Below are 25,263 nucleotides of genomic sequence, written 5' to 3' on the forward strand. Positions count from 1 at the left end.
TGCAGGTGCTTCTTATTCAATAAGCGACCCTTCACATGCATCGTTCTTGGAATAAGTTTTGCCTTTCATAACGCTTCCTGTCATGCAACATCGAACGCATATCCATCTATCTATACATATAATCTATGATCGCTGTGACCCAGGATCGGATACTTCTATTCTATCATCTTTTCTATCATAATCCTATGCTTACCTATTCTTTAAACTCTGCTAATTTTCCTGCTTTTTCTTTGTGAATATTGAAAATATGACGACTTGTACACATTGAATTCCTGAATATGTTCCTGAGCTACTGTGCGTAAAATTCATCATTACAGGGTTCTTTAAGACATATGTAATACAGAGTATCTGTAATGTTAATCCGTCCTCCATTTCAGAAAACAAAAAAAGAGAATGTTTCACGTGAAACATCCTCTTTATCTATGTCAAAAATTCTATTTTGTTTTGACTGATTTCAAAACCATCAAGCAACTATATCAGCGGAGTCTTCATTGGAGTACCTGGTTTGCGCGGATACTTATATGGTGTCTTATCAAATTTCTGGATCAGGATGATATGACGCTCTGATTCTTCAACCGGCAGCTGGAATGGATGAACAGCCTTAACCCGTCCTTTCAGCTGATTGAAGCTGAACTCCGCTTCCTTCATTTCCTCACGCGGATCTCCACCCTTCATGGCAGCGAATATTCCACTTTTACGAACAAAAGGAAGACAGAATTCATTCAGCACAGCCAGCTTGGCTACTGCACGCGCCGTAACGAGATCGTAGCTGTCACGATACCCTTCTTTGCGTGCAATCTCTTCAGCACGCCCATGGACCAACTCCACATCTGTCAGGCCAAGGATATCTACCACATGCTGTAGGAAGCCAATACGTTTATTTAATGAATCAATGATCGTCAGCTTAATGTGCGGGAAACAGATTTTCAGTGGCAATCCAGGAAAACCCGCTCCAGATCCAATGTCAGCAAGCTTATTCACTTTGGTCATGTCTGTATAAAAGGCCAGCGATACCGAATCATAGAAATGCTTGGTATACACTTGCTCACGATCCGTAATTCCGGTTAGATTCATCTTTTCATTCCAGGATACCAGTTCCTGATAATACAGTTCGAATTGCTCCAATTGGAGTTCTCCCAGCTCTAATCCATGTTTCTTTAAGCGCCGCTGCAGTTGCTGTTGAATATCGTCCATCATTGTCCCCTTGCTGCGGTTACACGGTTATAATGCTCCAGGTAGACCAGCAGAATGGAGATGTCGGCAGGAGTAACTCCAGCAATACGAGAAGCCTGACCAATCGAGATTGGACGAATCGTAGCGAGCTTCTGTTTGGCTTCCATAGCAAGACCATGAATCTCATCATATACGATGGTGTCCGGAATTTTCTTTTTCTCCATCTTTTGCAAACGTTCCACGTGGATCAATTGTTTCTCAATATAACCCGCATATTTAATTTGTATTTCTACTTGTTCTTTCATATCTGCTGTCAGTTCTACCTCAGATGGTGAGAGCTGTTCAATCAGTTCATACCCCAGCTCCGGGCGACGCAGCAAGGTAAGCAACGTACTGCCATCCTGAATAGGTGTAGATCCGTACTCTTCCAGCTTGGCATTCACTTCAACCGGGCGAGCTTTAGCAACTTTCAGACGTGCGACTTCCTGCTCGACTTTCGCCTTTTTATCCAGAAATTTCGCATAACGCTCTTCAGGGATCAGGCCAATGTCATGTCCGATTTCCGTCAAACGCATATCTGCATTATCATGGCGAAGCAACAGACGATATTCAGCGCGTGAAGTCAACAGACGATACGGTTCATTTGTACCCTTTGTTACCAAATCATCAATCAGCACGCCAATATAACCTTGGGAACGATCCAGTATTACCGGCTCTTTCCCCTGTACTTTGAGTGCAGCGTTGATTCCAGCCATAACACCTTGTCCTGCCGCTTCTTCATAACCGGAGGTACCATTAATCTGACCCGCCGTAAACAGACCTGGTAGACGTTTAGTTTCCAGTGAAGGCCACAATTGTGTTGGCACCATCGCATCGTATTCAATTGCATAACCATTACGCATCATTTCCACTTTTTCCATACCTGGAATTGAACGCAGCATAGCCAGTTGAACGTCTTCTGGCATACTCGTAGACAACCCCTGTACGTAATACTCGGATGTGTTCTTGCCTTCCGGCTCAAGGAATATCTGATGTTTCGGCTTGTCGCTGAAACGAACAATTTTATCTTCAATGGAAGGGCAATAACGTGGTCCGGTTCCTTCAATAAGACCCGAGAACATCGGAGCACGATGCAGATTATCATTAATAATCTGATGTGTTTCCACAGATGTATACGTCAACCAGCAAGGCAACTGCTCATTATCGGAAGATTCTGTTTCATAGGAAAAGAACTTCGGCTTGTCATCGCCAGGCTGAATTTCGGTTTTGCTAAAATCAATCGTATCCTTATGCACACGTGGTGGTGTACCTGTTTTGAAACGAACCAGATCAAAGCCCAGTTCACGCAGATTCTCTGACAATTTAAGAGAGGGTTGTTGATTGTTCGGTCCACTCTCATACATCAACTCGCCCATAATCACTTTGCCGCGCAAGTATGTGCCCGTTGTCAGAACGACCGCTTTAGCCCGATACTCTGTTCCGGTCTGAGTCACAACGCCTACACATTTTCCATCTTCAACGATCAGTCGATCAACCATACCCTGACGCATTGTCAGATTACGTTCATTCTCCATCGTTTCCTTCATTTTATGTTGGTAGGAGAATTTATCTGCCTGAGCACGAAGCGCGTGAACAGCAGGCCCTTTACCTGTGTTAAGCATTCGCATCTGAATAAAGGTTTTATCGATATTCCGTCCCATTTCTCCACCAAGTGCATCAATCTCGCGTACAACATGTCCTTTGGCCGGTCCCCCAATAGATGGGTTACAAGGCATAAAGGCCACCATGTCCAGATTGATCGTAATCATTAGTGTTTTGGACCCCATACGAGCTGCGGCCAGCGCGGATTCCACACCAGCATGTCCTGCACCAACGACGATTACATCATAACTGCCGCCATCAAAAGCCATTCCCGTTTACCTCCTTATTCCGCTGCATTTGGTGTAACTCACACAGACGGATCATGTTCTACAATAATGAAACTACTTCTAACCGTTCATCGGAACTTGCATTCCTATCTATATGAAACCAACACGTAATGGCTACAATATCATTCTATCCTTTGACAACAGGCAGAAATTGTACCTCTCCATCATACACTACGATTTAACTCAATCGGCAGTATATTATTTTTACTTTCCTAGACAGAACTGGGAGAAAATCTGATCAATTAATGCATCATGTGCTGTATCTCCAACAATCTCGCCCAAATGCTCCCACGCCAAACGAACATCAATCTGAATCATATCGATCGGAATGAACTGCTCTGCTGCTTCATAGGCATCCACCAGGGACTGCTTCGCTTTTTTGAGCAAAGCAATATGACGCACATTACTGACATAGGTCAGGTCTGCGGACTCTAGTTTACCACTGAAGAATAGCGTAGAGATGGCACCTTCCAGTCGATCCACACCCAGATCATCTTTCACCGACATCGGTACAAGCCGTTCTTCCGGAATGTAACGAAGCAGCACGTCACGTTCTACCTGTGGCGTTAAGTCCATTTTATTCATAATGATTATCGATTGTCTACCGCGGATTTGTTCCAATAATTCAATCTCATCGGGATGAAGTGGCTCCGCAGCATTCACAACCATCAAGATCAGATCGGCTTCACTTACCGCAGTACGAGAACGTTCTACCCCGATCTTCTCTACAACGTCCATCGTTTCCCGGATTCCTGCCGTATCCAGCAACTTCAGTGGGATATTATTAATCGTAATGAACTCCTCGATCACATCACGAGTTGTTCCTGGAATGTCCGTGACGATAGCCCGATTATCTTGAGCGAGTGTGTTCAATAATGAGGATTTACCCACGTTAGGTCTTCCAACGATAGCCGTCGTGATACCTTCTCGCAGGATCTTACCTTGCTCTGCTGTAGTCAGCAATTTATCAATTTCAGTCATAACCTGACTGGACTTTTCTTTAATAAAATCAGACGTTAACGACTCCACATCATGCTCGGGATAATCGATATTCACTTCAATGTGAGCCAGTGTTTCCACCAATGTATATCGTAGATCACGCAGTTTGGAGGATAGTTTGCCTTCAACCTGTTTCAATGCAACCGAGAAAGCCTTGTCCGATTTGGAACGAATAAGATCCATGACTCCTTCCGCCTGAGACAGATCAATCCGCCCATTAAGGAAAGCACGCTTCGTGAACTCACCGGGTTCAGCCAGACGAATATCAAGCTGCAACAACAGGTCCATGACCCGTTTTACAGACACTACACCGCCATGCGCACTGATCTCCACGACATCTTCTGTTGTGAACGAGCGTGGTGCTCGCATTACCGTAACCAATACTTCCTCAATCTTTTCCCCATTAACGGGATCTATGATATGACCATAATGAACCGTGTGAGATGCTGCCTGAGTTAAAGGGGTTTTGCTGCGAAAAATCTTTTCCGTCTCCGACACTGCTTCCGGGCCGCTGACCCGGATCACGGCGATACCCGCCTCTCCGACAGCCGTTGATATCGCTGTGATCGTATCACTGATCATAGTTATCTCTCCTTGCTCTATTTTAAATTGCCGTCCCTCGGGGGACGCCATATCCATTTTCAAATCTATTAATGATATATCTTATGACACGTCACTTATCGTATTAAGTTCATTCTTTACTTGTTCTACGCACCTTATCAAATTGCTTCTGTACGAAAAAAGCAATGGCTTCTGCACCGGGCAGGAAGCCATTGCGTCTTCAATTTCGTGTTATTTCGTCGTAATAACCACACGCCGATTAGGCTCTTCGCCCTTACTTAATGTCTTAATCTGCGGGTGATTTTGCAGTTTTGCATGGATGACTTTTCGTTCGAGCGGAGGCATTGGTTCCAGTACAACTTCCTTACCGGTACGGATTGCTTGTCCGGCCAACCGTTCAGCCAGGTCCTCCAGCGTCTTCCGCCGACGTTGACGGAAGTTCTCCGCGTCGAGCACAATTCGAACGAAGCTTTCCGAGTATCGGTTCGCTACAATGTTCGTTAGATACTGAAGCGCATCCAGCGTCTGTCCACGTCTACCAATAATCATGCCCAGATCTTCGCCGGCAATATTGAAGATATGTCCATCCCGCTGTTTTTTGATATGCACTTCAACATCCAGTCCCATACCTGCTGCGACCTCTTTCAAGAAAGCAGCCGCTTCTTCATAGGGATTTTTAGCTGCGACATCCTCAAGTAATGCATCTACTTCAGGTTTGTATGCAGCTGGTTTGATCGGCTGTGGAACAACTTTCGGTACAGGCAATAATTTCAGTTCAACTTTGGCCGCCCTCACCCCGAACAAACCCAGGAATCCTTTTGACGGCTGCTCTAACACTTGTATCTCGACCTTGTCCCGACTTACGCCAAGCGCGGTCAATCCTTGGTTTACAGCATCTTCAACGGTTTTTCCTGACGTAATGACTTTGGTCATTTCGATTTTTTGGCCCCTTTCGACCCTTTTCCAGAGACGGTCGCTTTGCCACCGTTTTTGCGTTTAGCTCCATTTTTGGAAGAGCTATTCTGCTTCACGTTGACCTCAGCCACGATTTTATCATTATTCCGGTAAAGGAAATAGTTTTGCACGATCGTGTAGATGTTACTGTAGAACCAGTACAGCGGAAGTGCTGACGGGAACTGATAAGACATCACGAAGATCAAAATCGGGTACACCCACAGCATAAACTGCATCGGACCAATTTGCTGTGCAGGGTTCATACGCATCATCATCCATGTTTGAATGAATGTTGTAATAGCGGCCAGCACTGGCAAAATAAACAGGTGATCGGGTGATCCGAGCTGGAGCCACAAGAAATCATGCGTTCTCAGACTGGAGTTTCCGTAAATTGAGTTATAAAGTGCGATGTAAATCGGCATCTGGATGATAAGTGGCAGACAACCGGCCATCGGATTAACTTTGTTCTCCTGGAACAACTTCATCGTTTCTTGCTGAACTTTCTCAGGTGTATCTTTAAACTTGGCTTGAATCTCCTTCAGCTGCGGCTGAATCGCCTGCATAGCTTTGGAGCTACGGACTTGTTTCATTGTTAATGGTAAAATCAATGTCCGTACAATAAGCACCATCACGAGGACGGCCAGTCCATATTCACCGTTGAACCAGTTGGCGAAAGTATCGAGCGCCAGTGAGAACCAGTAAATAACATTAGCTTGCCAAAAAGAATCACTATTCTTCAGATCTTCCGTAGTAACCCCGGCTCCTTGTGGAGTACATCCGGCGAGTACAGTGACCATTGCAATGACTGCAATGAGGAGAATCCACTTCCCCTTTGATGTCTTCAATCGCGACACTTCATAACCCCTCTCTTAACCAATCCATTCCATCGTAAAATCATACCATAATTAGGAGGACAAATAAACCGAAGCTTACCGCTTGCTCGACTTCAAAAGAGAGCCCTTACGCATCGCGTGTAGCAGGCTTTTTTCCATTTCCTTATAGGGCATGTCCAGTGCACCTTTTCTGACGATAAAAATCAGATCCATCTGCGTGACGATCTCATGCTCATGATGACGAACAATTTCCTTAATCATGCGTCTCATCCGGTTGCGTACGACAGCGTTTCCGATTTTCTTGCTGCATGATACGCCCACTCGAAATTGTTCCGTATCTTTACGGCGGCAGCCATACACCACGAATTGATGATTGGCAAACGATTTTCCATACCGGTATACACGGCTAAAGTCCGCCCGGTTTCGTAGACGCAGTCTTTTATACACGGCGCTTCTCCTTGCTGTTCTCCACCAATGTTATTGACGGAGGCCTCATTACTGATTTAGTATAGGCTTTCTTGAATGACGGTAAACCGTCTTGGCGACAACTTCATTAGGATGATTGTTGGCCAGCTACTTGAACTGATCCGCATTCATCCGGGATGAATGTTGATTGGCCATTTAAACCTATCAACGTTCATCATTATATAAGGTAAGTTTTCGAAAAATGGAAAACTCACTCAACATACATCGTGTGTGTTCAGCACTTTTTCGCAGACCATTCAGACCTGATCTGTAGCAGCATCCAGTCTGATTTGAGCTAATTAAGAAAAAAAAGACCACCTCGGTGGTCTTCAATGCATTAAGCACTCAGGTTTTTACGGCCTTTAAGGCGACGTGCGGCCAAAATTTTACGGCCGTTGCTCGTGCTCATTCTTTTCCGGAAACCATGAACTTTTTTACGTTTGCTAACGTTCGGTTTGAATGTAGGTCTCAATGTATTGCACCTCCTCACAAGGAAATACTTATGTGATGAATCACTTTCATCTTCACAGAAAACACCTTTATATATTTAACCATGACCACCTGGAAAAGTCAACTGCAAGGCGCAAGGCTTCTTCCTCTTTTATATACGCTCTCCATCCCACCCGTAGTAATGACCACAGTCCGTTCACTTCAACACCATGACCAAGCCCCGAAGAGAGTCCTGAAAGTTATCCCCAGACCCTGATCAAATCACCATATTTCAGCATTCATAGTTATCCACACCCTCCAATACCTGTTATCTCCTTCATTACATCCTGATTAAAGTTATTCACATGTGGATAATGATTATAAGCTATTAATATCGTCGAATTCTATCCCGGTTGTATCCGCTTCAATTAAGGTTTACAAGCTTTTGAGAAAGGTGTAGGATAAAAATCACATCTTGTATACAAGTAGTCCTTTGAAAAAACAATTAGCCGTTAGCTTGTAGCTACAGACTATGGATTGAACTGAATGTCCAGTCCGCAAAATAGTTATGCTATGATCAGTAATGAACTGATTACTTATTAATAGGAGCGTTAGCCATATGTTATTTCCTTCTTCCTGGCTTCAAGGGGCTTCCCGCGGTGAAGCCATTGCCTGCGAATTAAGGCTGCGGATCATCAGCGGTACCCTTCGACCTGGAGAGATTTTGTCGGAAAACCGAATTGCGGCTGATTTTGACAGCAGTCGTTCACCTGTCCGTGAAGCGTTACGAACATTGTCCAATGAAGGACTTATTCGACTTGAACGTATGGGTGTCGTTGTCATTGGACTACGAATCAAGGATGTCGAAGAATTGTATGATGTCCGTTTCCTGATTGAAAGTTTTGTACAGCAGCGACTTGCTGGTGATGTCCCAGAATCATTAATCACCCAGTTGCGTAACGTGATCGACAAAATGCAACTTGCTGGACGGCATCAGGACGCCGTCGAATTCGCCTATCAGGATCTCGTTTTCCACGAAACCATCATTGAAGCTGCTCAGCATTCCCGTATTTCACATCTATGGAAGAGTATTCGATATGTTGTGATGACCGTTATGCTGCTTACAACCCGCAGAGTATTTGTTCAAGGCGAGCAGAAAGTAAGCGCTGTAATTGAGAAGCACCGTTTGCTTATTGAAGCACTTGAATCAGGTGACAAGATACTCATTCAAGCTGGAGTCCGCACGTATTTCCAAGATTCTGGCAAAACCCTGCACGAAAGCTTTGATTCTTAATCGATGCAATGCGTTTGCAATCATATCCGTCGTGAATGATTGCGTCTTAACTTGTCGACAAGTATACAAAATGCGATTTTGTTTCAAATTTGGGCATGATAAAACTACATTTTTCGCCAACACCTCTTCTTCAGTATGGGCACAACTTTAATTGTTGACGATAATTTCACTTGTAAGCGTTCTATATCAGAAATAAAGGAGCACACCACATCATGAGCACTCTTTTTGGACTATCCCACAACGCAACATTATTGGTTTGGACGTTAATTGCGATCATTTTTCTGATCGTTTTGATCTCCAAGTATAAATGGAATCCCTTTATCACCCTGCTGTTGTCCGCATTAATGCTCGGTTTGCTTACAGGCATGAAACCTGCCGATGTGATCTCTTCCATTACCGGGGGACTTGGCGGCACACTTGGAACCATCGCAATTGTTATTGCTCTCGGTACGATGCTTGGTAAGATGATGGCCGAATCCGGCGGTGCCGAGCGCATTGCAACTACATTGGTTGATCGGTTCGGTGTGAAACGTGTGCACTGGGCCATGATGATTGTTGGATTTATCGTTGGTATTCCTGTTTTCTTCGAAGTCGGCGTGATTTTGATGATCCCCATCATTTTCACCGTTGCACGCAAAACCAACATGTCTTTGCTGCAGATTGGTATTCCCATTTTGGCGGGTCTGTCGACTGTACACGGTTTGGTTCCACCCCATCCAGCGCCAATGATAGCGATTGAAGCTTTCAGCGCGGATCTGGGTAAAACCATTTTGTACTCCCTTATTGTTGGTATTCCTACAGCGATTATTGCAGGTCCCTTGTTTGGTAAATTTATTGGAAAAAGAATACACACCGAACCGCCAGCAGAACTGGCTGAACAATTCGCAACCAAAACAAACAGCAACATGCCTGGGTTTGGTATTACCCTGTTTACCATATTGCTGCCGGTTATTTTGATGCTAATTGGTTCCATTGCAAGCATTATTGACCCAAATGCCACGAGCGGTTTCACCGTTTTCAGTGAATTTATCGGTCATGAGATCATTGCTTTGCTCATTTCAGTTGTATTTGCCCTCTTTTCACTCGGCTTTGCACGTGGATTCACCAAACACGATATTTCCCGCTTCACCAGTGAATGTCTGGCGCCTACGGCGACCATCATTCTCATTATTGGCGGAGGCGGTGCCTTCAAACAGGTATTGATCAATAGTGGTGTAGGTAACGCCATTGCTGAAGTCGCTACCCATGCCAACATCAACGTGATCCTGTTTGCCTGGCTTGTCTCTGGGCTCATTCGTGTAGCTACCGGTTCAGCAACCGTAGCCATGACAACAGCCGCCGGTATTGTCGCTCCAGTGCTTGCACTCACACCAGGGGCCAATATTGAGCTGGTTGTACTCGCCACAGGTGCGGGGTCACTTATCTTGTCCCATGTAAACGATGCAGGATTCTGGATGATCAAAGAATTCTTCAATATGAGCGTTTCCCAGACATTGAAAACGTGGACCGTTATGGAAACACTATTATCTGTAGTGGGACTGATCTTTATTTTGCTCCTGAGTACAGTGGTATAAATGGACTCTCTATAGTAGAAAGAAATTAAAATCTCATCGCTTTCTGGAGAAAGAAGGATTAAATACATGAACAACTATATGATTGGGATCGATATTGGTACCACCAGTACCAAATCCGTGTTATTTACCGAGCAAGGCTCCGTCGTCAGTACCTCAACACAGGAATACCCTTTGTATACCCCTGCACCCGATGTTGCTGAACAGGACCCTGAAGAGATTGTGCAAGCAGCCCTCCGCTCTGTGCGAGGAGTCATGGATCAGAGTGGTGTTGCTGCCGAGCAGATCCTGTTTGTATCCTGCAGCTCGGCTATGCATAGTGTCATTGCCATGGGACAGGATAACAAACCCTTAACCCGTTGCATCACCTGGGCGGATAATCGAAGTGCAGCTTGGTCTGCCAAGCTGCAAGAGAATGGATTGGGTCATCGCATCTACCTGCGCACAGGTACACCGATCCATCCCATGTCACCGCTGACCAAATTAATGTGGCTGCGCCACGATGAACCTGAACTTTTTGAGCGCACCGCCAAATTCATTTCGATTAAAGAATATCTGTTCTTCCGTCTATTCGGACAATATGTCGTCGACCATTCCATCGCTTCCTGCACAGGTTTGCTCAATCTGGAACAACTGGACTGGGACGCAGAGGCCCTTGAGGTTGCAGGCATTACACCCGACCATCTCTCGAAGCTTGTACCTACAACACATATATTAGAAGGAATGAATCACGAATCGGCTGAAAAAATGGCTCTCTCCCCCTCCACGCCCTTCGTTATTGGCGCAAGTGACGGGGTTTTGTCCAATCTCGGCGTGAACGCCATTGAACCTGGTGTTGTCGCAGCAACCATCGGAACCAGCGGTGCCATTCGCACTGTCGTGGACCGTCCGGTTACCGATCCCAAAGGTCGAACCTTCTGTTATGCTCTCACAGAGAATCTTTGGGTCATTGGTGGACCTGTGAATAACGGTGGCATGCTGTTTCGTTGGGTACGGGATGAATTCGCCGCGTCTGAAGTGGAGACAGCGAAGCGACTCGGCATCAATTCCTATGATGTGCTGACCAAAATTGCCGAACGTGTCCGGCCGGGATCGGAAGGACTTCTGTTTCATCCGTACCTTTCGGGCGAACGTGCCCCTTTATGGAATCCGGATGCCCGTGGTTCCTTTTTTGGCTTAACACTCCATCACCAGAAAGAGCATATGATCCGTGCTGTCCTGGAAGGGGTTATTTTCAACCTATACACGGTACTGCTCGCCATGGAAGAACAGATTGGGCAACCTACCTCCATTCAAGCCACAGGTGGGTTCGCTCGTTCTCCTCTCTGGCGCCAGATGATGTCCGATATCTTCAATCAGGAAGTGGTTGTACCCGAGAGCTTCGAAAGTTCCTGTCTGGGTGCCGTTGTGCTTGGTTTGTACGCTACAGGGCGGATCCAATCGCTTCATGCCGTTTCTTCCATGGTCGGTACAACGCATCGGCATACCCCTGTCAAAGAGAATGCTGTACTCTACCAAGAGCTGCTGCCTATCTTTATTCGGATCTCTCGCAAACTGGAAGAGGAGTATGCAGATATCGCTGAATTCCAGCGTAAGATGTCCCTTCCCCGTCTCTAAATCATCAATCCATACTACGTCTCTGCACCAAAAAAGAGGTTGTCCTCCAAACCCAGTAATCTGGCTTAGGGGACAACCTCTTTTACTATATATGCATAATCTATCCTTTGAATTCATATTATACATTCATATACTTCAACCTCCATATTTGAGCATCAGCTTACCTCTTCAATCCGGATAATTTACATTCCAGATGCCTCAAAATGAAGTCCCCTTGGTCCATTATTCTTATACATCGCCGATCACAGAATCACCATCTTCTCAGAAAATATACCACTGATCTTGTTCAATTAAAGGCATGAGTTTACTTCCCTCTCCGTCTCCCATCCTGACACTGAATTCGTGGATTTCATCATCGTCCCATTGGCAAGAAACACACGAGGGTGAGAGGTCACTCTTTTTCCGATCTCAATCATGCTTCATTTTCACTACACGGTTATCCACAGACAGGTTATTCACAAACCAAGAATACTTTTACACACAATTTGGCATCATTTGACGGATAACCTGTGTATAAAACATTTTTGGTTTTTGGGTCATTCTGTCGAAAGTTAAACAGTTTATAAACAATATATTGTGTTGTGACTAAAAATTATACACAAGTTATTGAATTTGTGGATAAAATCACGCGATACGTTGAAATGCGGGGTTTCTTTTGCTATGATTGTATTACTTTTGGATGTGAATATGTGATCTGACCCATAATATTATCAACAGCCTGTGGATAAAGTTGTGAACAATTTTCCGTTGTTCATACTTTTTTTGTTTTCGACCTGCGGGGGTTTGGGGATAAATTCAACAATATATCTCGTATTTCGACACTGCATCATGGCTTAAGCCACACTTGGAACATGTAAAAGGAGTGACAGTCTGTGGACAGCCATACTTCTGATTTATGGCAGCAAATTTTATCAATCATACAAAACAAACTCAGCAAACCCAGCTTTGACACCTGGTTCAAAGCAACCAAAGCCACCAAGCTGAATGACCGTTCAATCGTCATTTCCGCACCAACCACGTTTGCCGTCGAATGGCTGGAGAGCCGTTACACCAAATTGGTTGGCTCGACGGTATACGAGCTGCTTGGCAAGCAAGTCGATGTGAAATTTGTCATCGAAGAGAACAAGCCTGCTGAACCGGACCCGCAACTGCCGGCACCAACGCCTACAGTTGTAAAGGAAGAAGCGGTACTCAGCATGCTGAATCCGAAATATACGTTCGATACATTTGTCATCGGGCCGGGCAACCGTTTTGCCCATGCCGCATCGCTGGCGGTCGCTGAAGCGCCCGCCAAAGCTTACAATCCTCTCTTTCTGTATGGAGGAGTAGGTCTCGGTAAAACTCACTTGATGCATGCGATCGGACATTATGTTCTGGAGCATGATCCGGGCAGCAAAGTCGTTTATTTGTCGTCTGAGAAATTCACGAACGAATTCATTAACTCGATCCGTGACAACCGCGGGGAGAGCTTCCGTAACAAATACCGGAGCGTCGACATTTTGCTCATTGATGATATTCAGTTCTTGGCGGGAAAAGAATCAACACAAGAGGAATTTTTCCATACGTTTAATGCGCTGCATGAGGAACGGAAGCAGATTATCATCTCCAGCGACAGACCACCGAAGGAAATTCCGACACTGGAAGAACGGCTTCGTTCTCGCTTTGAATGGGGGTTAATTACGGATATCCAGCCTCCAGATTTGGAGACAAGGATCGCAATTTTGCGTAAAAAGGCACGTGCGGAAAACCTGGATATTCCGAATGAAGCGATGATGTACATTGCCAACCAGATTGACACCAACATCCGTGAACTGGAAGGTGCCCTGATTCGGGTCGTTGCTTATTCTTCGCTGACTAATCAAGATGTAACCACTCATCTGGCAGCTGAAGCACTGAAGGACATCATTCCTTCCAGTCGTCCCAAAATGATCACTATTCATGACATCCAACAAAAGGTCGGCGAGTATTATAGCCTCAAGCTTGAAGATTTCAAAGCACGGAAACGGACCAAGGCAGTTGCCTTCCCAAGACAGATTGCCATGTATCTCTCTCGTGAACTGACAGACTTTTCTCTGCCCAAAATTGGGGAAGCATTCGGAGGACGAGATCACACCACTGTCATACATGCGCACGAAAAAATATCCCAAGCGATTAAAATCGATCAGGATCTCTATAAAGTTATCAACAACTTAACCGAAAAAATAAAGAATCCAACCTGAACAAGTCCCAAGCCTATGCACAACGTATACACATGTGGATAGGCTTGGGTGTACGGGTTTATACCCACTTATCCACATATTCAGTGCCCCTATTACTATTATTACTAAAAAGATCTTAAAGATATCATCTCCAAAATAGCCATTTCGGAGCTTAGCCTTCGGCCTTCGAAAAACACCTTTTAACACCCCAACACCCAAAAAATCAGCTAGGAGTGAAACCATGAAAATCAGCATAATGAAAAACTACTTAAACGATTCCATACAGCAAGTATCCAAAGCGATCTCGAGCCGTACGACGATTCCGATTCTGAGCGGTATCAAATTCGACGTGAATCATCAAGGTGTAACGTTGACAGCAAGTGACACCGATATATCCATTCAATCCTTCATCCCGCTTGAAGATGGAGATAAAAGCGTAGTTCAGGTAGATCAACCCGGCAGTGTAGTTTTGCCAGCCAAGTTTTTTGTGGAAATCATCAAGAAGCTGCCATCACAGGAAGTGCACATGGAAGTCAAAGAGAACTTCAACACCTTTATCTCCGCAGGTGCTACCGAAATTCAACTGGTAGGTCTTGATCCGGAAGAATTCCCGGTACTGCCAAGCATCGAAGAAAACCAAACCGTCTCCATTCCAGGAGATTTGCTGAAAAATATGATCAAACAAACGGTCTTCTCCATTTCCACACATGAGACTACTCCAATCCTGACAGGTGTACTCTGGAGTTTGGGTGACAACGAATTGAAATTTGTGGCAACAGACCGCCACCGTCTTGCTACTCGATCAGCAATGCTGGATAATGCAGAAGGTATCCGCTTCAACAACGTGGTCATTTCCGGTAAAACGCTGAACGAACTCAGCAAAATTGTTCCGGATCAAAATACCCTTGTGGATATCGTTGTTGCAGATAACCAGGTCCTGTTCAAAATCGACCGTGTATTGTTCTACTCCCGTATTTTGGACGGAACATATCCGGATACTTCTAGAATTATTCCAACGTCATACAAAACAGAACTTGTTTTAGATACAAAAAAATTAAGCGAATCCATTGACCGGGCTTATTTGCTGTCGCGTGAAGAGAAAACAAACATCGTGCGTATGCAAACGATGGATTCAGGATCCGTTGAAATTTCTTCAAGCTCTTCCGAGCTAGGTAAAGTAAGAGAAGAAATCGAACCTGCCGAGTTTACAGGAGATCCGTTAAAAATCTCGTTCAACTCCAAATACATGCTGGATGTGCTCAAAGTTGTTGAAAGTGAGCAGCTGATGATCGCTTTTACAGGAGTCATGAGTCCAATCATCTTGAAACCGCTGGATGACAGTCACAGCCTTTACGTGATATTGCCATATCGGACGACCAACTAACGAAAGGAAGATCACAGTGAACCAAGTTACGATTCGTACGGAATATATTAAGCTTGATCAATTTTTGAAACTGGCTGATTGCATCCCAACTGGAGGTATGGCCAAAGCTCTGCTTCAGGAAGGACTTGTACGTGTGAATAAAGAGCCTGAGGAACGCCGGGGACGTAAGTTATACCCTGGGGATATCGTTGAAGTGGACGGAGAAGGCACATTCGAAGTTGCTGCAGAATAAGAAGACCAGTTCGATCCTGCTGCCTCCTGACGGACGGGATAAAAGGGAGGTTACCGCGTGTTTGTGAACAGCATTGATCTGCAGAATTTCCGCAATTATGAACATCTGAGACTGGATTCTTTTGGTCCCGTAAACTTGTTGATCGGGCAAAATGCCCAAGGCAAGACCAATCTTGCAGAGGCGATTTTTGTACTTGCACTCACCAAGAGCCACCGTACATCCCGTGACAAGGAGTTAATCCGTTTCGGTGAGGAACGTGCCAGACTTGCAGCAGAGGTCGACAAAAAGTACGGATCGGTCAAGCTTGAACTATCTTTGTCGCAACAAGGCAAAAAAGCAAAGATTAACGGCTTGGAGCAGCGCAAGTTAAGTGATTTTGTCGGAGCGCTCAATGTTGTGATGTTTGCACCGGAGGATCTGGAGATTGTAAAAGGCACACCGGGGGTCCGCCGCCGGTTTCTTGACATGGAGATCGGACAGGTTGCACCTGGCTACCTGTATCACCTGCAGCAATATCAAAAAGTGCTCGTCCAACGAAATAATTTGCTTAAGCAGTTATGGGGAAAAGGGGCATCGGCCCAGACCATGCTTGAGGTGTGGAACGAACAACTGGTCGAGCATGGTGTTAAAATCGTCAAAAAAAGGAAACAATTCATAAAGAAACTGCAAAAGTGGGCAGAAACGATTCATCAGGGGATCACCGGAGGCGGAGAAGTCTTGCGGCTGGCCTACCTTCCTTCCTTCAGCGAAGCCGCTGAGGAAGATGAAGCTGTCTTAATGGACCAATTTATGATAAAATTATCACAAATGAAAGAGCAGGAGATTCGCCGAGGCACAACCCTTAGTGGGCCGCATCGGGATGACCTGTCCTTTTTCATTAACGATCGGGAAGTACAAACATATGGCTCGCAGGGGCAGCAGCGCACAACGGCGTTGTCCCTTAAACTTGCGGAAATTGAACTGATTCATGAAGAAATCGGAGAATATCCAGTTCTGTTGCTGGATGATGTTCTGTCCGAGCTGGACCCTTTTCGCCAGACGCAGCTGATCGAAACGTTCCAGAGCAAGGTGCAAACCTTTATTACGGCTACGGGGATCGAGAGCCTGAACGTTGACAAGCTCAAAGATGCCAGTATTTATCACGTTCATGCCGGACAGGTTGAACGCTAAGGAGTGAGGGGCTTATGTACATTCATCTGGGCGGTGAGAAGATCATCCGTTCTTCCGAATTGGTCGCTATTTTTGATATATCGATTGAAAAATCCTCAAAGATCTCCAAGCAGTATGTCACGCATGCCGAGCAGGAAAAAACAGTGGAACACATCGGCGAAGAGGAAGCCAAGTCCATTGTGGTGACCAAAAACATTGTGTACTACTCGCCTATTTCCTCAGCCACGCTGAAGAAGCGGGCTCACATTTTTCCTGATCTCTAGCGTTGGTGTGGCATAAAAAGTGTGTCTTTTGCTGCTTGTCTTTATGTGGACAGCTTGCTGAAATGAAGAACATAGCCGGTTTCAGCAAACATTCTTAGTTAACGCATATTTACGATATTGAATCTATAGAAGTAGGTGAAAGCATGTCTATGAATCAACCGTCATATGGTGCAGATGAAATTCAGGTACTTGAAGGGCTGGAAGCCGTACGTAAACGACCGGGGATGTATATTGGTTCCACCAGTGCCAAAGGTCTGCATCATCTCGTTTGGGAAGTAGTGGACAACAGTATTGACGAAGCACTCGCAGGTTATTGTGATCATATCGAAGTTACTATTCATGAAGATAACAGCGTCACTGTAGTCGATAATGGGCGGGGAATTCCCGTCGGTGAACATGCCAAAATGAAACGTCCTGCGCTTGAGGTTGTTATGACTGTTCTGCATGCGGGTGGTAAATTTGGCGGTGGCGGGTACAAAGTATCCGGTGGTCTTCATGGGGTGGGGGTATCGGTCGTCAATGCTCTATCAGAGAAAGTTGTTGTTACAGTTAAGGTTGACGGCCAAGTGTATCAACAGGAATACCGCCGTGGAGCTCCACAGTATGACCTGAAAGTGATCGGTACAACCGAAGAAACGGGAACAACAGTTAGATTCCATCCAGATCCTGAAATTTTCACGGAAACAAGAGTGTTCGAATATGACATCTTGCTTGCCCGGATTCGTGAGCTGGCATTCCTGAACAAGGGCATCGGTCTTACATTGACGGATGAGCGTACCGGTGCAACCAACTCGTTCATGTACGAAGGCGGCATTATCGAATACGTCTCCTACCTGAACCAGAAGCGCGAAGTCCTGCATGAGAATCCAATTTACGTCGAAGGTTCCAGAGATAACATTCAGGTGGAAGTTGCCCTGCAATACAATGACAACTACACCGAGAATATCTATTCCTTCGCGAACAATATCAACACGCATGAGGGCGGAACGCATGAATCAGGTTTCAAGAGTGCCCTTACACGGATCATCAACGACTATGCTCGTAAGGCGGGTGTAATCAAGGACAGCACGGGGAACCTTTCCGGAGATGACGTGCGTGAAGGTTTGACGGCCATTATTTCGGTCAAGATTCCGGAACCACAATTTGAAGGACAGACGAAGACCAAGCTGGGCAACAGCGAAGTGCGTGGTATTGTCGAATCCTTGTTTGCCGAGAAACTTCAGGAGTTTCTGGAAGAGAATCCTTCCGTATCCCGTCGCATTTTGGAAAAAGGGCTGCAAGCAGCACGTGCGCGTGAAGCTGCCCGTAAAGCCCGTGAACTGACACGTCGTAAAGGTGCACTCGAAGTAAGCTCACTTCCAGGTAAACTGGCCGACTGTTCATCCAAGGATGCTTCCATCAGCGAATTGTACATCGTCGAAGGTGACTCTGCAGGCGGATCAGCGAAGCAAGGCCGGGATCGTCATTTCCAAGCGATTTTGCCGTTGCGTGGTAAGATTTTGAACGTTGAAAAAGCGCGTCTGGACCGGATCTTGGGTAATGCCGAGATTAGAGCAATTATTACGGCGATGGGTACAGGTATTGGTGATGACTTCGATATTGCCAAAGCCCGTTATCACAAAATCATTTTGATGACCGATGCCGATGTCGATGGTGCTCATATCCGAACACTGCTGCTGACATTCCTGTATCGGTACATGCGTAAAATCATTGAGGCAGGCTATGTATATATTGCTCAGCCGCCATTGTTCAAGATTGAGCGTAACAAAGTGATTCGCTATGCCGGTTCCGAGAAAGAGCGCGATGAAATTATTGCTACGCTCGGCGAAAATGCGAAATTCAACATTCAGCGTTACAAAGGTCTCGGTGAGATGAATGCCGGACAATTATGGGAAACGACGATGGATCCGGAAAGCCGGGCCATGATGCAAGTGTCGATCAATGATGCCATACTTGCCGATACCATGTTTGACACCCTGATGGGGGATAACGTTGAACCGCGTCGTGACTTTATCCAGGAAAATGCAAAATACGTGAAAAACCTCGACATTTAACATATTCGAAGAGGCGCCTGAGAGGGCGCCTTTTTTATATTAGGGAAGGTATGGAACAGGGAAGGCGCATACTTAGAATTCCGTATCCCTTTGTTATCGACGTACACGTTTTTTGGTTGACGAGGCCTGTGCTTTGGGGGATGGACGAGAACTCTTACTCTTTTTGGAGGGCAAACGACCGTACGCAATTGCATAGCGTTTGATCTTCCGGTACGTCTCCTTGTCCGGTAATAAGCCAAAGGCGTAAATGCCTGGCAGTGTGTTGACTTCAAGAATCCAAGGACGCCCTGCTTTGTCTAGCGCAATATCAATACCAATCTCTTTGAGTCTTGGAAATGATGTTTGCAATTGCACAGCGGTATGAATACCTAAGCGGTACAGCTCAGTGCGAAGTTTTTTGAAGCCATCCTGGTGAAGATGGGGGAGTACGAGTTCTTCAAACGTGCCCAATCGTCCGCCGCCATGAATGTTGGTGATGATTTTGCCTGGCGCAGCAACACGTCCCAGAATACCTGTTGTTTCCCAGTTGTGTTGCAGATTTTTCTGAGTTAACACACGCAAGTCAAAAGGCAAATCTCCATGCTTCATCAGCGAGATTCCCTGTTGAATGATATAATCACGTTCCTGAATGCGATCATTCAGTGCTCGTTCGAGTTCGTCCAGGGAATGAAATGATCTCTCCTCTGTACCGTATTGGAGATGATATGTTGTTGTGAGATAGGTAGCTCTGGAGATAATAGCACTTGCTTCGGGTTCATCCGGCAGGTTTCGATCATTGGTTTCTTCCGAAACCTCTGCATCTGTGGTGGAATCTTCGGAATTAACAACAGGTTCGTATAAACGGGTTGTTCTCACCCGCATAACGCCATTACCGTAAGTGCCACGGTCCGGTTTGATATAGTTGGACTCAAATAATTCAGTCATTCGTTCCAGAGTTTGACGGCTATATTTTCGGGTCACTGGGATATATTCATTCACAATGCGACTGCGTTGTAACACGGCTGTTTTGGCCCATTTGCTGGAGACGCGTTGGATACCCAAGATTCATCAGTCCTTTCATGTTTTGTTCAGTTCTAAAGAGGGAAAGACACGGAGAAATCAAAGGACAAGAGACGATTTCAGTGGTATAATAGAGAAATATGGCGTTTTGTGCGATGAGCTGCACAATTTGCAGTTTGATCGTAGGACGGGAATGGCTTTAGCCTCGGTAGGCACAGTACATATGCCGTTTTTCTAGCATTGTATGTGCAATTGGGGAGGAAGGCAGGGCGTATCCCCAGACACGCAGAAGTTCCCGGAAGAAAGGCTATTGCCCAGCGGACGTTTAATTGTGTAACTTTTGTGAAAGTAATATAATAAAGAGTAGCGTTCTTGCGCGGTTTTAGCCTTGTTAGGCTTTTCACATATAATCAATTTTTTGCATGACGGAATGGAACGTTTGTTGAAGGACAAGAAGGAGGTCCAGCATGGCGGAAGAAATGAACTCTCAGATTACAGATCGGGATATAGGCGTCGAGATGCGTGAATCGTTTATGGATTATGCGATGAGCATCATCGTTAGCCGTGCCTTACCTGACGTGCGTGATGGATTGAAGCCGGTTCACCGGCGTATTCTGTACGCGATGTCAGAGCTCGGCATGACACCCGATAAACCACATAAAAAATCAGCCAGAATCGTCGGCGAAGTTATCGGTAAGTATCACCCACACGGTGACTCTGCTGTTTACGAGACGATGGTACGGATGGCACAGGATTTCTCCCTGCGTTATATGCATGTAGATGGACATGGTAACTTTGGATCGGTCGATGGTGATATGGCAGCAGCCATGCGTTATACCGAAGCACGTTTGTCCAAGATTGCTATGGAAATGCTCAGAGATATCAACAAGGATACGATTGATTTCCAGCCGAACTATGACGGTGAAGAACATGAGCCAATCGTCCTGCCTGCTCGTTTTCCTAACTTGCTTGTCAATGGGGTCGGCGGGATCGCGGTAGGTATGGCCACCAATATTCCTCCTCATAATCTGGGCGAGGTCATTGATGGTGTACAGGCCATGATTCAAAATCCGGACATTACATCCATGGAACTCATGGATTACATTCAAGGACCAGACTTCCCTACGTCCGGCTACATTTTGGGCCGTTCAGGTATTCGTCAGGCGTATCAGACCGGACGTGGTTCTGTAACGATGCGGGCTAAAACCAACATCGAAGAGAATAACAATAAGGCGAAAATTATCGTTACGGAGCTACCTTATCAGGTGAACAAGGCGAGACTCGTTGAGAAAATCGCCGAGTTGGTACGTGATAAAAAGATTGATGGCATTACAGACCTTCGTGATGAGTCTGACCGTAACGGTATGCGGGTTGTAATTGAGCTTCGCAGAGACGTGAATCCGGGGGTTGTTCTGAACAACTTGTACAAACATACATCGATGCAATCCACTTTCGGAATTAACATGCTTGCGATTGTTAATAAAGAACCTAAAATTCTGAACTTGCGTGAAGTGTTGTATCACTATCTGCAGCATCAGATTGAGGTTATTCGCAGACGTACGCAGTTTGAACTGAAGAAGGCTGAAGCTCGTGCACACATTCTGGAAGGCTTACGTATTGCGCTGGATCATATCGATGAGATTATTACATTGATTCGTTCATCCAGTAATGCAGATGCAGCCAGAGAAGGTTTGATTGAGCGTTTTTCACTCAGTCATGATCAGGCTCAAGCGATTCTCGATATGCGTTTGCAACGCCTCACAGGTCTGGAACGCGAACGTATTGAAAATGAATATAACGAACTGATGGTCAAAATCAGAGAGTATCGCGAAATTCTGGCGAATGAGCATCTGGTGCTTGAGATTATCAGTACGGAGCTGCAAGAGATCCGCGACCGCTTCAGCGATGATCGTCGTACGGAGATCACTGTAGGTGAAGAGAGTATTCTGGATGAGGACCTGATTCCACGTGAAGAGGTTATTATTACGATTACTCATACAGGCTACGTGAAACGTCTGCCGGTATCCACATACCGCAGCCAGAAACGTGGTGGACGTGGGGTCGTGGGAATGGATACGAAAGATACCGACTTTGTCGAGCATCTGTTTGTGACCAACTCTCACAACTACCTCATGTTCTTCACCGACAAAGGTAAAGTGTACCGTCTCAAAGCTTACGAGATTCCAGAGCTTGGACGTACCGCACGGGGAACTCCGATTATCAACCTGATCCAGATCGAGCAGGGTGAATCGGTCAATGCCGTAATTCCGGTTCAGGAATTCGAAAGTGACAGATACTTGTTCTTTGCTACCCGCCAAGGGGTTGTGAAGAAGACGCCACTTGAGGATTACACCAATATTCGCAAAGGTGGCTTGATCGGTATTTCCTTACGTGATGATGACGTTCTGATCGATGTTAAGCTGACCGATGGATTGCAAGAGATCATCATGGGTACAGCTCACGGAATGTCTATTCGATTCTCGGAAGGTAACGTACGTTCCATGGGACGTAGCGCAACCGGGGTCAAAGGGATTACATTGGATAAACAGGATGCTGTTATCGGCATGGATGTAGTTGATAAAGAGCTTGATGTTCTGATCGTTACAGCCAAGGGTTACGGTAAACGTACACCTGTCAGTGATTATCGGATGCAGACTCGTGGCGGTAAAGGGATCAAGACTATTAATGTCACAGAGAAGAACGGCTCAGTAGTCAGCCTCAAAATGGTTAAAACCGAAGAGGATCTGATGATTATCACGTCTAGCGGTACGTTGATCCGGATGAGCATGGAAGGCATATCCACTATGGGTCGATACACGCAGGGTGTGAAGCTGATTCATATTCGTGACGAGGATTCAGTAGCTACAGTCAGCCGAATTGACAAAAATGAAGAGGAACCAGACGATGAGTCGCTTGAAGGCTTGGAAGGCGAGGAGTCCCAAGCTCCGGTAGTAAGCTTGGAAGAAGGCACCGTTTCTGACGCTGAGGTTAATGAAGTTGAGGGCGACGACGATTCCGGTTCGGAAGCATAAAATAGAATTTTATAAAGACTGATCTCTTGGAGATTGGAAGAAGATTGCGAGGGCTCCCACGGGGAGCCCTTTTGTTTGTATAAAGGAATCTCTTCTTTTTATTCTTCCGAATCTGGGATGTACAGCCTGATTCCTGAGTAATATAATGGGAAATATCATGAAAAACCGGCACTATGGTCTTGTTTGTATTAACATAGAAGAACGATGAGTGAGGGGAATACACATGGGATTAATCACCCTGTCAGAAGTCAAACCAGGACTCAAACTTGGGAGTGATGTGCAAACACTTCGCGGCAACGTTCTACTTCAGAAGGGAAAAGTCATTTTACCCAAGGATATGGAAGTGCTCAGAGCCTTTATGATTCAACAGGTAGATATTGAACAAGAAAGAATGGCGTCGAGTAGTACGGGAACCAAAGGTGCATCTGTGTCCGCAGGAAGTTCTGCCAATGACAACAATGGTGAACGGGCAGGGAAGACAGGGAACGTCACCACAACTCCTGTAGTAACGTCTTTGCAGGATGAGTATGAGAAGATGGTCGGACTAACCAAAAATGCTTTCCTGTCCTCTCTGGCGGCTGAATTGCCTGTCTATGAGTTACGTACACAGTTGGAGGCTGTATTTTCACATCTCAAACAATATAATGTGCTTACCTTCAGTCCACGAGTAATGCAAGAACATGATTATGTATATCACCATGCCGTACTGAGTGCGATCACATCCTATCAATTGGCTCAATGGATCGATCTCCCCTCCAAGGATTGGATGCAAGTGGCTTTTGCAGGCTTGTTCCATGATATTGGTAACAATAAGGTAGATCCGCAGATTCTCCATAAACCATCCACGTTGACGGCTACAGAGCAGGAGGAGATTCGTCAGCATACGAAATATGGTTATCAGATCCTTAAACAGGCAAAGGCCATTAATGAGGGAGCCAGACTTGCAGCTTTGCAGCATCATGAAAAAGTGGATGGATCAGGCTACCCGTTGCAGCTTAGTGGGACGCAAATTCATATTTATGCCAAGATTGTAGCTATCGCCGATATTTTCCACGCTATGACGCTGGAGAAGATCTACCGCAAGGCACAATCACCATACCTAGTACTAGAACAGATTCAAAGTGAGGCATTTGGGAAATTGGACCCTGCAATCGTAAGAGTATTTGTTCAACGTTCGACCCAGATCCATAATGGCATCCGAGTAAAACTCAGCAATAACCAGATTGGAGAGATCGTATTCTCTGATCGAGATCATCCTACACGGCCTATGGTGTCAGTAGAAGGAACCATCATTAACCTAATGCAGCAACGGCAGCTTCACATCCAAGAGGTTATCGGATAACAATAGATATTAAAGTAACTTGATGAGAGGGCCTTTCTTTTATAGAGAGGCTTTTTACGTGAGATAAATGTGGAAGTGTAGAAAAAACAGAAAGATTGTAGAGTTATAAATAATTACTCAAAAAAAGACTTGCATTCAAAATTTCTACATGGTATATTCTAAGTCCGGCCAAGAAAACACGGTTTACACGGTGCGGCAAGCAAATGAAATAAGCTTCGAAAGAAACTTAAAAAAAGAGCTTGCAAAGTTGGTTCGGATGTGATAAGATATAAAAGTTGCTGAAGAGAACAACATTCGGTAACGAAACAAGTTTGATCTTTGAAAACTGAACAACGAGTGAGTAAACATTCTGCTTGCAGAATGAACGCGAAAGTTTGAAACAAGCCTTGGCTTGGATCGGCTGGAGCACAAATGAGATTTTTAATCTCGTCAGATTCAAAATGAGCTTATCGCTCTTTTCAATACTTTATTGGAGAGTTTGATCCTGGCTCAGGACGAACGCTGGCGGCATGCCTAATACATGCAAGTCGAGCGGACTTGAAGAGAAGCTTGCTTCTCTGATAGTTAGCGGCGGACGGGTGAGTAACACGTAGGCAACCTGCCCTCAAGTTTGGGACAACTACCGGAAACGGTAGCTAATACCGAATAATTGTTTTCTTCGCCTGAAGGAAACTGGAAAGACGGAGCAATCTGTCACTTGGGGATGGGCCTGCGGCGCATTAGCTAGTTGGTGAGGTAACGGCTCACCAAGGCGACGATGCGTAG

The 25,263-nt window shown here is 45.5% G+C and carries 19 protein-coding genes and 1 rRNA gene; 12 read left to right on the plus strand and 8 right to left on the minus strand.

Annotated elements, in window-relative coordinates:
- Nucleotides 1–471: 471 nt before the first annotated feature.
- The 7 genes from rsmG to rpmH form a co-directional block, all read right to left on the minus strand.
- Nucleotides 472–1,194 carry a 16S rRNA (guanine(527)-N(7))-methyltransferase RsmG gene (gene rsmG / locus J2Z28_RS13330; RefSeq protein ID WP_074092898.1) on the minus strand — a complete coding sequence of 241 codons (723 nt, stop codon included), beginning with the start codon at nucleotides 1,192–1,194 and terminating at the stop codon, nucleotides 472–474.
- Nucleotides 1,194–3,083 carry a tRNA uridine-5-carboxymethylaminomethyl(34) synthesis enzyme MnmG gene (gene mnmG, locus J2Z28_RS13335; RefSeq protein WP_211082868.1) on the minus strand — a complete coding sequence of 630 codons (1,890 nt, stop codon included), beginning with the start codon at nucleotides 3,081–3,083 and terminating at the stop codon, nucleotides 1,194–1,196. Before mnmG ends, rsmG begins: the two co-directional genes overlap by 1 nt.
- A 222-nt stretch (nucleotides 3,084–3,305) precedes the next feature.
- Entirely contained in the window at nucleotides 3,306–4,682 is a 1,377-nt protein-coding gene (gene mnmE / locus J2Z28_RS13340) for a tRNA uridine-5-carboxymethylaminomethyl(34) synthesis GTPase MnmE (protein ID WP_211082869.1), read from the minus strand.
- A gap of 210 nt (nucleotides 4,683–4,892) precedes the next feature.
- A complete protein-coding gene (jag, locus tag J2Z28_RS13345; RefSeq protein WP_211082870.1) occupies nucleotides 4,893–5,594 on the minus strand; it encodes an RNA-binding cell elongation regulator Jag/EloR in 702 nt (233 codons plus the stop codon).
- Nucleotides 5,591–6,469 (minus strand): YidC/Oxa1 family membrane protein insertase, encoded by an 879-nt coding sequence (locus J2Z28_RS13350; RefSeq protein ID WP_211082871.1) that lies wholly within the window; start codon nucleotides 6,467–6,469, stop codon nucleotides 5,591–5,593. Before J2Z28_RS13350 ends, jag begins: the two co-directional genes overlap by 4 nt.
- A gap of 75 nt (nucleotides 6,470–6,544) precedes the next feature.
- Nucleotides 6,545–6,895 (minus strand): ribonuclease P protein component, encoded by a 351-nt coding sequence (rnpA, locus tag J2Z28_RS13355; RefSeq protein ID WP_036611981.1) that lies wholly within the window; start codon nucleotides 6,893–6,895, stop codon nucleotides 6,545–6,547.
- A 355-nt stretch (nucleotides 6,896–7,250) separates the two neighbouring features.
- On the minus strand, nucleotides 7,251–7,385 hold the full coding sequence (gene rpmH / locus J2Z28_RS13360) for a 50S ribosomal protein L34 (protein ID WP_017691413.1): 135 nt from the start codon (nucleotides 7,383–7,385) through the stop codon (nucleotides 7,251–7,253).
- Nucleotides 7,386–7,961: 576 nt separating this feature from the next.
- On the opposite strand from rpmH, the gene J2Z28_RS13365 reads away from it, so the two are divergent.
- The 9 genes from J2Z28_RS13365 (at nucleotide 7,962) to gyrB (ending at nucleotide 19,125) form a co-directional block, all read left to right on the plus strand.
- Entirely contained in the window at nucleotides 7,962–8,636 is a 675-nt protein-coding gene (locus tag J2Z28_RS13365; protein ID WP_211082872.1) for a GntR family transcriptional regulator, read from the plus strand.
- A 212-nt stretch (nucleotides 8,637–8,848) separates the two neighbouring features.
- Nucleotides 8,849–10,210, plus strand: a complete 1,362-nt coding sequence (locus J2Z28_RS13370) for a GntT/GntP/DsdX family permease (RefSeq protein WP_211082873.1) — start codon at nucleotides 8,849–8,851, stop codon at nucleotides 10,208–10,210.
- Between the two features lie 66 nt (nucleotides 10,211–10,276).
- Entirely contained in the window at nucleotides 10,277–11,824 is a 1,548-nt protein-coding gene (gntK, locus tag J2Z28_RS13375; protein WP_211082874.1) for a gluconokinase, read from the plus strand.
- Between the two features lie 872 nt (nucleotides 11,825–12,696).
- The gene (gene dnaA, locus J2Z28_RS13380; protein ID WP_211082875.1) at nucleotides 12,697–14,043 is read left to right on the plus strand and encodes a chromosomal replication initiator protein DnaA; all 1,347 of its coding nucleotides are present in this window, start codon (nucleotides 12,697–12,699) and stop codon (nucleotides 14,041–14,043) included.
- 220 nt (nucleotides 14,044–14,263) lie between these two features.
- Nucleotides 14,264–15,406, plus strand: coding sequence for a DNA polymerase III subunit beta (gene dnaN / locus J2Z28_RS13385; RefSeq protein WP_017691408.1), 1,143 nt, complete (start codon nucleotides 14,264–14,266; stop codon nucleotides 15,404–15,406).
- Nucleotides 15,407–15,422: 16 nt separating this feature from the next.
- Nucleotides 15,423–15,638 carry a S4 domain-containing protein YaaA gene (yaaA, locus tag J2Z28_RS13390; protein WP_036611994.1) on the plus strand — a complete coding sequence of 72 codons (216 nt, stop codon included), beginning with the start codon at nucleotides 15,423–15,425 and terminating at the stop codon, nucleotides 15,636–15,638.
- 57 nt (nucleotides 15,639–15,695) lie between these two features.
- The gene (gene recF / locus J2Z28_RS13395; protein ID WP_017691406.1) at nucleotides 15,696–16,808 is read left to right on the plus strand and encodes a DNA replication/repair protein RecF; all 1,113 of its coding nucleotides are present in this window, start codon (nucleotides 15,696–15,698) and stop codon (nucleotides 16,806–16,808) included.
- A 14-nt stretch (nucleotides 16,809–16,822) separates the two neighbouring features.
- Nucleotides 16,823–17,071 (plus strand): extracellular matrix regulator RemB, encoded by a 249-nt coding sequence (gene remB, locus J2Z28_RS13400; protein WP_017691405.1) that lies wholly within the window; start codon nucleotides 16,823–16,825, stop codon nucleotides 17,069–17,071.
- A 143-nt stretch (nucleotides 17,072–17,214) separates the two neighbouring features.
- Nucleotides 17,215–19,125 (plus strand): DNA topoisomerase (ATP-hydrolyzing) subunit B, encoded by a 1,911-nt coding sequence (gene gyrB, locus J2Z28_RS13405; protein WP_211082876.1) that lies wholly within the window; start codon nucleotides 17,215–17,217, stop codon nucleotides 19,123–19,125.
- 93 nt (nucleotides 19,126–19,218) lie between these two features.
- On the opposite strand, the gene J2Z28_RS13410 is transcribed toward gyrB, so the two are convergent.
- Nucleotides 19,219–20,166 carry a YheC/YheD family protein gene (locus tag J2Z28_RS13410; protein ID WP_211082877.1) on the minus strand — a complete coding sequence of 316 codons (948 nt, stop codon included), beginning with the start codon at nucleotides 20,164–20,166 and terminating at the stop codon, nucleotides 19,219–19,221.
- A 425-nt stretch (nucleotides 20,167–20,591) separates the two neighbouring features.
- Between J2Z28_RS13410 and gyrA the strand changes: the two genes are divergently transcribed.
- The 3 genes from gyrA to J2Z28_RS13425 all read left to right on the plus strand — a co-directional run.
- The gene (gene gyrA / locus J2Z28_RS13415; protein WP_211082878.1) at nucleotides 20,592–23,156 is read left to right on the plus strand and encodes a DNA gyrase subunit A; all 2,565 of its coding nucleotides are present in this window, start codon (nucleotides 20,592–20,594) and stop codon (nucleotides 23,154–23,156) included.
- A gap of 223 nt (nucleotides 23,157–23,379) precedes the next feature.
- Nucleotides 23,380–24,498, plus strand: coding sequence for an HD-GYP domain-containing protein (locus tag J2Z28_RS13420; protein WP_211082879.1), 1,119 nt, complete (start codon nucleotides 23,380–23,382; stop codon nucleotides 24,496–24,498).
- Nucleotides 24,499–24,964: 466 nt separating this feature from the next.
- Nucleotides 24,965–25,263, plus strand: a 16S ribosomal RNA gene (locus J2Z28_RS13425); the annotation flags it as partial.

This window comes from Paenibacillus xylanexedens (genome assembly GCF_017874615.1).
GTDB classification, from domain to species: domain Bacteria; phylum Bacillota; class Bacilli; order Paenibacillales; family Paenibacillaceae; genus Paenibacillus; species Paenibacillus xylanexedens.

Coding starts and splice junctions, on each gene's coding strand:
- rsmG (WP_074092898.1), bottom strand. CDS start 1,194: ATGGACGATATTCAACAGCAACTGCAGCGGCGCTTAAAGAAACATGGA.
- mnmG (WP_211082868.1), bottom strand. CDS start 3,083: ATGGCTTTTGATGGCGGCAGTTATGATGTAATCGTCGTTGGTGCAGGA.
- mnmE (WP_211082869.1), bottom strand. CDS start 4,682: ATGATCAGTGATACGATCACAGCGATATCAACGGCTGTCGGAGAGGCG.
- jag (WP_211082870.1), bottom strand. CDS start 5,594: ATGACCAAAGTCATTACGTCAGGAAAAACCGTTGAAGATGCTGTAAAC.
- J2Z28_RS13365 (WP_211082872.1), top strand. CDS start 7,962: ATGTTATTTCCTTCTTCCTGGCTTCAAGGGGCTTCCCGCGGTGAAGCC.
- J2Z28_RS13370 (WP_211082873.1), top strand. CDS start 8,849: ATGAGCACTCTTTTTGGACTATCCCACAACGCAACATTATTGGTTTGG.
- gntK (WP_211082874.1), top strand. CDS start 10,277: ATGAACAACTATATGATTGGGATCGATATTGGTACCACCAGTACCAAA.
- dnaN (WP_017691408.1), top strand. CDS start 14,264: ATGAAAATCAGCATAATGAAAAACTACTTAAACGATTCCATACAGCAA.
- remB (WP_017691405.1), top strand. CDS start 16,823: ATGTACATTCATCTGGGCGGTGAGAAGATCATCCGTTCTTCCGAATTG.
- gyrB (WP_211082876.1), top strand. CDS start 17,215: ATGTCTATGAATCAACCGTCATATGGTGCAGATGAAATTCAGGTACTT.
- gyrA (WP_211082878.1), top strand. CDS start 20,592: ATGGCGGAAGAAATGAACTCTCAGATTACAGATCGGGATATAGGCGTC.
- J2Z28_RS13420 (WP_211082879.1), top strand. CDS start 23,380: ATGGGATTAATCACCCTGTCAGAAGTCAAACCAGGACTCAAACTTGGG.